8 protein-coding genes, 1 pseudogene and 1 riboswitch are annotated in these 6,796 nt (G+C 72.2%); of the genes and pseudogenes, 5 read left to right on the top strand and 4 right to left on the bottom strand.

The genetic code is table 11. The annotated features are described in order from the left end of the window. Positions 1-74, bottom strand: a pseudogene (locus VIU94_RS36705) (prevent-host-death protein); the annotation flags it as partial. Between the two features lie 127 nt (positions 75-201). Here VIU94_RS36705 and VIU94_RS36700 point away from each other — a divergent pair. The 3 genes from VIU94_RS36700 (at position 202) to VIU94_RS36690 (ending at position 2,134) form a co-directional block, all read left to right on the top strand. Beyond that, positions 202-840, top strand: coding sequence for a ClpP family protease (locus VIU94_RS36700; protein ID WP_331918562.1), 639 nt, complete (start codon positions 202-204; stop codon positions 838-840). A 6-nt stretch (positions 841-846) separates the two neighbouring features. Then, positions 847-1,152, top strand: coding sequence for a hypothetical protein (locus VIU94_RS36695; protein ID WP_331918560.1), 306 nt, complete (start codon positions 847-849; stop codon positions 1,150-1,152). A gap of 329 nt (positions 1,153-1,481) precedes the next feature. Then, positions 1,482-1,654: riboswitch (cyclic di-AMP (ydaO/yuaA leader) on the top strand. A gap of 3 nt (positions 1,655-1,657) precedes the next feature. Further along, positions 1,658-2,134 (top strand): C40 family peptidase, encoded by a 477-nt coding sequence (locus tag VIU94_RS36690; protein WP_331918558.1) that lies wholly within the window; start codon positions 1,658-1,660, stop codon positions 2,132-2,134. Between the two features lie 53 nt (positions 2,135-2,187). On the opposite strand, the gene VIU94_RS36685 is transcribed toward VIU94_RS36690, so the two are convergent. Further along, positions 2,188-2,820: a LysE family translocator gene (locus tag VIU94_RS36685; protein WP_331918556.1), complete on the bottom strand. Its 633-nt coding sequence runs from the start codon at positions 2,818-2,820 to the stop codon at positions 2,188-2,190. Positions 2,821-2,891: 71 nt separating this feature from the next. On the opposite strand from VIU94_RS36685, the gene VIU94_RS36680 reads away from it, so the two are divergent. Continuing rightward, positions 2,892-3,806, top strand: a complete 915-nt coding sequence (locus VIU94_RS36680) for a LysR family transcriptional regulator (protein ID WP_331918554.1) — start codon at positions 2,892-2,894, stop codon at positions 3,804-3,806. Positions 3,807-3,834: 28 nt separating this feature from the next. On the opposite strand, the gene VIU94_RS36675 is transcribed toward VIU94_RS36680, so the two are convergent. Continuing rightward, on the bottom strand, positions 3,835-4,272 hold the full coding sequence (locus VIU94_RS36675; protein ID WP_331918552.1) for an ATP-binding protein: 438 nt from the start codon (positions 4,270-4,272) through the stop codon (positions 3,835-3,837). 177 nt (positions 4,273-4,449) lie between these two features. After that, positions 4,450-5,616: an 8-amino-7-oxononanoate synthase gene (locus VIU94_RS36670; RefSeq protein ID WP_331918550.1), complete on the bottom strand. Its 1,167-nt coding sequence runs from the start codon at positions 5,614-5,616 to the stop codon at positions 4,450-4,452. Between the two features lie 142 nt (positions 5,617-5,758). On the opposite strand from VIU94_RS36670, the gene bioB reads away from it, so the two are divergent. After that, on the top strand, positions 5,759-6,796 hold a 1,038-nt coding region (gene bioB, locus VIU94_RS36665), incomplete at its 3' end, for a biotin synthase BioB (protein WP_331918548.1).

Below are 6,796 nucleotides of genomic sequence, written 5' to 3'. Positions count from 1 at the left end.
TTGCCGTACACCACGCGGTTGATCAGGTCGGCGAGCTCTGCCCGCGCTTGCGTCACCGGAATCTCGTAGGCCATGCTCCACATCTTACGGGCTGTACGTCCTGTACATTTTTTACAGAGGAGGCTCGCCATGCACGACAGCACGCGGCACCACGCGCAGAACCACCCTCAGAACCACCCGCGGAACCACTCGCAGAGGGGAATGCGGAACCGGTACGTCCTTCCCGAGTTCACCGAGCGCACGAGCTACGGCAGCCGCACGCTCGACCCGTACTCCAAGCTCCTGGAGGAGCGGATCGTCTTTCTCGGCACCCCGATCGACGAGACCTCGGCGAACGACGTGATCGCGCAGCTCCTGCACCTGGAGTACGCGGACCCCGACCGGGACATCTCGCTCTACATCAACTCGCCCGGCGGCTCGCTCAGCGCCATGGCGTCGATCTACGACACGATGCAGGTGATCACCTGCGAGGTGGAGACGACCTGCCTCGGCCAGGCCGCGTCGACCGCCGCCGTGCTGCTCGCCGCCGGCGCGCCGGGCAAGCGGCTGGCCCTCCCCGGGGCTCGGGTCGTGCTCCAGCAGCCGAGCATGGACGAGCCGTTGCAGGGGCAGCCGAGCGACCTGGAGATCCAGGCGGAGGAACTGCTGCGGCTGCGCGGGATGGTCGCCGGGATGCTGGCCCGGCACACCGGGCAGAGCACGGAGCGGATCGACGCCGACATCGACCGGATCTCGGTCCTCGACGCCCCGGCCGCGGTGGCGTACGGCCTGGTGGATCACGTCATCCGGAACCGCGGCGAGTCCGGCGCGGGCACCGGCAACGGCAGCGGCACGAGGTGACCGGAGGTGGTTCCCGAGCTGCCGCCGCTTCCCGCGCTGACGCGCGCCGAGGGTGAGTTGGTCGACGCCTACCTTGAAGTCGTCGACCAGCTGGGGAGAATCAATCCATCCAGGATCTCGCATACCTATGGGGCCCTGAGGGCGGCTCAGGCGCTGGTCGGGCGGGCGATCGCACTCCGGGAGGCCCTGGAACTCATGCATCGCCGCGGCGAGAGCGAGGTCCATGCGGCCACATTGGCCCGCGCCCTGCGGGTGTTGGACGGGGAGCGGCGCGCGGAGCGGGTCACCGTGACGGACACACCCGCCAGTTGACAGTTCCGCATGTCGTGTCGAGGGCCAGTCGGTCGCAGAAACCCTCCCTCGTTCGGCGTAGTCGACGAATCGATATGTAGCGCGGGTGAGTTGCGCAACAGGTGTACGCATCTGGCGGAATCGACCATTCCGCTGCTGGTACGGGCCTCATCCGCCAAACCTCTGTTGATCACGAAACCTGCCTGTCCACCCGAATGGATCAGTCGTGAGCAGCCTCACATAACGCCGTTTCGGCTCGGAAATCGCCACGAGCTGGGTCAAGATCCCTGACGACGACAAGCCCCCGCCATCCCTGGCGGGGCGGTCCGGGCGGACGCCGAGTCCTGCCGCCGCTCCGGATGTCTGGTCGACAGGAGTGGATCGGCAGGAGTGGAGGACCCGAGCAACACGGGCCGGCCGTACCTCACGGCCGTTCCTCGGGGTGAAGCCGCAACCGCGGCCGGGCAACTTCGCCAGTCCGAACCCGACAGGTCATCCTTCACAGGCGGCTGACGAAGGGTTGCGCATGACTGCGCAGAATCATGTCCCGTCCCTGCTCTCCCGGGCCGGAGCCGTCTCGGCTCTGACCGTCGCCGCCGTCGGCGGCACCTTCCTGGCCCCGGGCGCCGCGCCCGAGGCCCAGGCGGCCACCTCGTACGCGAGCACCGCGCTCGACGTCGCGGCCTCGAAGCAGGGCGCCCCCTACAAGTACGGAGCGGCCGGTCCCAGCCGCTTCGACTGCTCGGGGCTCACCCTCTACTCGTACAAGCGCGCCGGCAAGAAGCTGCCCCGCACCGCGCAGCAGCAGTACAACCGGACCCGGCACATCTCCGCCTCCGGCCGGACCCAGGGCGACCTGGTCTTCTTCCACTCCGGCGGCCGCATCTACCACGTCGGCATCTACGCGGGGAACGGCAGGATCTGGCACTCCCCCAAGACCGGTTCCTGGGTGAAGCTCGACAGGATCTGGTCGTCGCAGGTCCTGTACGGCCGGGTCGGCTGACCCCGGGCGGCGGGCGACAGGGGCCGCGGCGACGACGACCGCGGCCCTCGGCGTCAGTGCCCCGCCACCGGCGCCGTCAGCAGGGTCAGCCCCAGACCGGCGAGCGCGCCGCCGGTCACCCCCTGCAGGGTGCGGGCCGGCCGCGGCCGGCGCAGCCACGTGCCCAGCCGGTCCACCAGGAGTGCGAGCAGCGGGAACCACAGCAGGGCGAACACGACCACGATCGACGCGAGGAGCAGAGTGCGGGGCAGGACCGCGGCCCCGTCCGGCACGAACTGCGGCAGCAGGCTCAGAAACAGCACCGGCGCCTTCGGGTTCAGCACGTTGGTGAGGAAGCCCTGCCGCAGCGCCCTCCCGACCCGGGCCTCCCCCGCGCTGTCGGCCGTGGGCGCGGCGGCGGCCGGCCGCAGCGCGCCGCGGAGCGCCTGGACGCCCAGGTACAGCACATACGCGCCGCCCGCGATCTGCAGCACCCGGTAGAGCACCGGCACCGCAAGCAGCACGGCGGCAAGCCCGGCCACCGCGAGGGCGGTGTGCACCAGGAGCCCGCCCGCCACGCCGAGCGCGCAGGCCACACCGGCCCGGCGCGCCGCGAGCGCGCTGCGCACGACGACGGCGAAATCGGCGCCCGGCATGGCGACCATGCCCGCGGCGACCCCTATGAAGGCGATCAGCTGTCCGTCCATGGACTCAGCCTGCCTGAATCAGCCTTTACTGTGGAGACAGGATTCTCTGGGTCTGCCCAAAGGAACGCTTCATGCAGGATCTCGTACGGCTCGCCGCCCTGGTGGCGGTGGCCGAGGACGGCTCGATCACCGGGGCCGCCGCCCGGCTCGGCTACACCCCGCCCGCGCTCTCCCAGCAGCTGGCGAAGCTGGAACGGGAGGCGGGCGCGCCGCTGCTCGTACGCCACCGGCGCGGCGCGCGCCTCACCCCGGCCGGCGAACTGCTCGTGACGCGGGCCCGGCGGGTCCTCGCCGAGATGGAGCAGGCCCGGCATGAACTGGCCCAGCTCAGCGGGCTGTCCGGCGGCCGGCTGCGGGTCGGCACGTTCACCACCGTGGGCATCCATCTGCTGCCGCCTGTGCTGAGCGCCTTCAAACGGGCGCATCCTGCGGTGGAACTGACGGTCGCCGAGTACGAGCCGCCCGGCGGCGTGCTCGCGGTCGCGTCCGGCGAGGTGGACCTGGCGCTCACCCACGCCTACACGCCGGCGGAGCCCGTGCCCCGGCCGGCGGGGGTCGAGCTGGAGCCGCTGCTGGTCGAGGAGCTGGTCCTGATCTCGGCGCCGGGTCACGAGCTGACCGGCGGCTCGGGTCGGCTGCCGATCGCCGCGCTCGCCGGCCAGCCGCTGATCAGCAGCGCGCCCGATCGTCCGGCGCGGCGCGGCGTCGAGGGCGAGCTGGCCCGGATCGGTGCGCGGCCCGCGGTGGTCTGCCCGACGCCCGGCTACGCCCTGGTGTGCGCGCTGGTCGGCGCGGGGCTCGGGGTGGCGGTGGTGCCGGAGATGGTGGCCGCGATGTCGGCGACGCCGCTGGGCGTACGGGCCTTGGAGCCGGACTCGTTCCGCCGGACGATCTCGGTGGCGCACCGCGGCGACGCGTCGGGCCCGGCCGAACGGTCGTTCCGCGCCCTGTTGCGCGGCGGCTTCGCCCGCGGAACAGCAGGCTGACGGCGGGCGAACGGCAGCCTGGGCGCGGTCAGTTGGGCGAGGGGGCGGGGGCGGTCCAGGGAAGCTCGATCCACACCGTCTTGCCGCCGTCGTCGGTGGGGCGGACGGAGAGCCGGCCGCCGCATTCGGCGGTCAGCCAGCGGATGATCACCATGCCCCGGCCGTTGTCCTGCTGCACCGCGGCGGGCAGCCGCTGGGGCCAGCGGGGGTGGCTGTCGGTGACGCCGATGTGCAGGTGCTCGTCGCGTTCGAGGCGGACGTCGACGGTGAAGGTCGGCGACTGTCCGAAGGTGTGCTGGACGGCGTTGGTGGCCAGTTCGGAGACGATCAGGCGGACGGTGTCGGAGGTCTCGCAGGTCTCGTCGAGGCCCCAGCCGACGAGGACGTCGGCGACGTATCTGCGGGCGGTGGAGACCGAGGCCGGATCGCTCGGCAGAGTGACGGTTGCTACCTGATGGTCTGCCATGGCGACGCTGTCCCTTTCCCACCGGGGCCCGGCCCCGGATTGCGCTTCGCGCCAGAGTGCCACCGATTCGGGGGACCTTGGGGGCGATTCACCGAGATATGTGTAAATCTGTCGCTCGAAGCGGTGAACTCTGCGACGCCCGGCCGCATTTGGGCCCGCACTGCTCTCCGCGCGTGGTCAGGCGGCCGGGGCGGTCCGGAGGATCGTGGCGACGGCCTCGTCGATCTGCGCGTCCGTGAGGTCCGCGCGGGCCGTCAGCCGCAGCCGGGAGATGCCGTCCGGCACCGACGGCGGCCGGAAGCAGCCGACGCCCAGACCCTGTTCGCGGCAGTCCGCGGCCCAGCGCAGGGCCGCCTCCGGCGAGGGCGCGTGCACCGAGACGACGGCCGCGTCGGGGCGCGCGGCGGTCAGACCGGCCTCGATGAGCCGCCGGTGCAAGGTGGTGGCGACGGTACGGGCCCGCTCCGCGAGCCCCGGCTCGGCGCCGATCAGCCGCAGGCTGGCGAGCGCGCCGCCCACGGCGGCCGGGGCGAGCCCGGTGTCGAAGATGAAGGTGCGGGCCGCGTTGACCAGGTGCTCGATCACCCGGGCGGGCCCGAGGACCGCGCCGCCCTGGCTTCCCAGCGACTTGGACAGCGTGAGGGTGGCGACGACGTCGGCGTCGCCCGCGAGGCCGGCGGCGTGCACCGCGCCCCGGCCGCCCTCGCCGAGCACGCCGAAGCCGTGGGCGTCGTCGACGACCAGCGCGGCGGAGCCGTGCGCACGGCAGGCGTCGGCGAGCTCGGCCAACGGGGCCTTGTCGCCGTCCACCGAGAAGACCGAGTCGGACACGACCAGGGACCGGCGGCCCGGGTGGGCGTCGAGGGTCTTGCGCACCGCGTCCGGGTCGGTGTGTGGGACGACCGCGGTCTCGGCGCGCGACAGCCGGCAGCCGTCGACGATCGAGGCGTGGTTGGCGGCGTCCGAGACGATCAGCGAGCCGTGGCCGCTGAGCGCGGTGAGCGCGGCGAGGTTGGCCGTGTACCCGGAGGAGAAGACGAGGGCCGCCTCGAAGCCGCAGAACTCGGCGAGCTCGCGCTCCAGTCGGGCGTGCAGCCGGGTCGAGCCGGTGACCAGACGTGACCCGGTGGAGCCCGCGCCCCACTGGCGGGCGGCCTCGGCGGCCGCCTCCTTGATCTCGGCACGGTGGGTCAGCCCGAGGTAGTCGTTGCCCGCGAGGTCCAGTACGTCCGGTTCGGCGGCCCGGGGACGCAGCGTCCGGACGAGCCCGGCCTCCGCGCGACGGCGCGCCTCGGCGTCGGTCCAGTCGAACGCGGTGCGGCGCGGGTCCACGGCCTGGGACATGGCAGATCCTTTTGTAGGCAGCGCACAGACCCTAACCGGCCGACGTCGAGGTCGGGGTGTGGCCATGCACACACCTCGAACGGCGCCGTTTGTTCGGATCCTCCTTGGCCCGGACCCGTGCCGTAGGCCAGGATCAGCCCTTATGGACCTGCTGAACACGCTGGTGGACAAGGGGCTGCGGCGCGAGCTGCCGAGCCGTGAAGAAGCGCTCGCCGTACTGGCGACCTCCGACGACGAACTGCTCGATGTGGTGGCCGCGGCCGGCAAGGTGCGCCGCCAGTGGTTCGGCCGCCGGGTGAAGCTGAACTACCTGGTCAATCTGAAGTCCGGGCTCTGCCCCGAGGACTGCTCGTACTGTTCGCAGCGGCTCGGCTCGAAGGCCGAGATCCTCAAGTACACCTGGCTGAAGCCGGACGAGGCGTCCCAGGCGGCCGCCGCCGGCGTCGCGGGCGGCGCGAAGCGGGTCTGCCTGGTGGCCAGCGGCCGCGGTCCGACGGACCGGGACGTGGACCGCGTCGGGAAGACGATCGAGGCGATCAAGGAGCAGAACGAGGGCGTCGAGGTGTGCGCCTGCCTCGGGCTGCTCTCGGACGGCCAGGCGGAGCGGCTGCGGGAGGCCGGCGCCGACGCGTACAACCACAACCTCAACACGTCCGAGGGGACGTACGGGGAGATCACCACCACCCACACCTACGCCGACCGGGTGGACACGGTGCAGAAGGCCCACGCGGCCGGTCTGTCGGCGTGCTCGGGCCTGATCGCGGGCATGGGCGAGTCCGACGAGGACCTGGTCGACGTGGTGTACGCGCTGCGCGAGCTGGACTCGGACTCGGTGCCGGTCAACTTCCTGATCCCGTTCGAGGGCACCCCGCTCGCCCAGGAGTGGAACCTGACGCCGCAGCGCTGCCTGCGGATCCTCGCGATGGTCCGGTTCGTCTGCCCCGACGTGGAGGTGCGGATCGCGGGCGGCCGCGAGGTGCACCTGCGCTCGATGCAGCCGCTGGCGCTGCACATCGCCAACTCGATCTTCCTCGGCGACTACCTCACCAGCGAGGGCCAGGCCGGCAAGACCGACCTGGACATGATCGCGGACGCGGGCTTCGAGGTGGAGGGCGCGGGCACGACCACGCTGCCCGCGCACCGCGCGGACGCGCTCGCCGCGGCGGGCGGCGGCTGCGGC

The organism is Streptomyces sp. (genome assembly GCF_036566765.1).
Classification (GTDB): domain Bacteria; phylum Actinomycetota; class Actinomycetes; order Streptomycetales; family Streptomycetaceae; genus Streptomyces.
The sequence above is the reverse complement of the archived record's forward strand: the minus strand, read 5'-3'. Positions and strand labels throughout refer to the sequence as shown.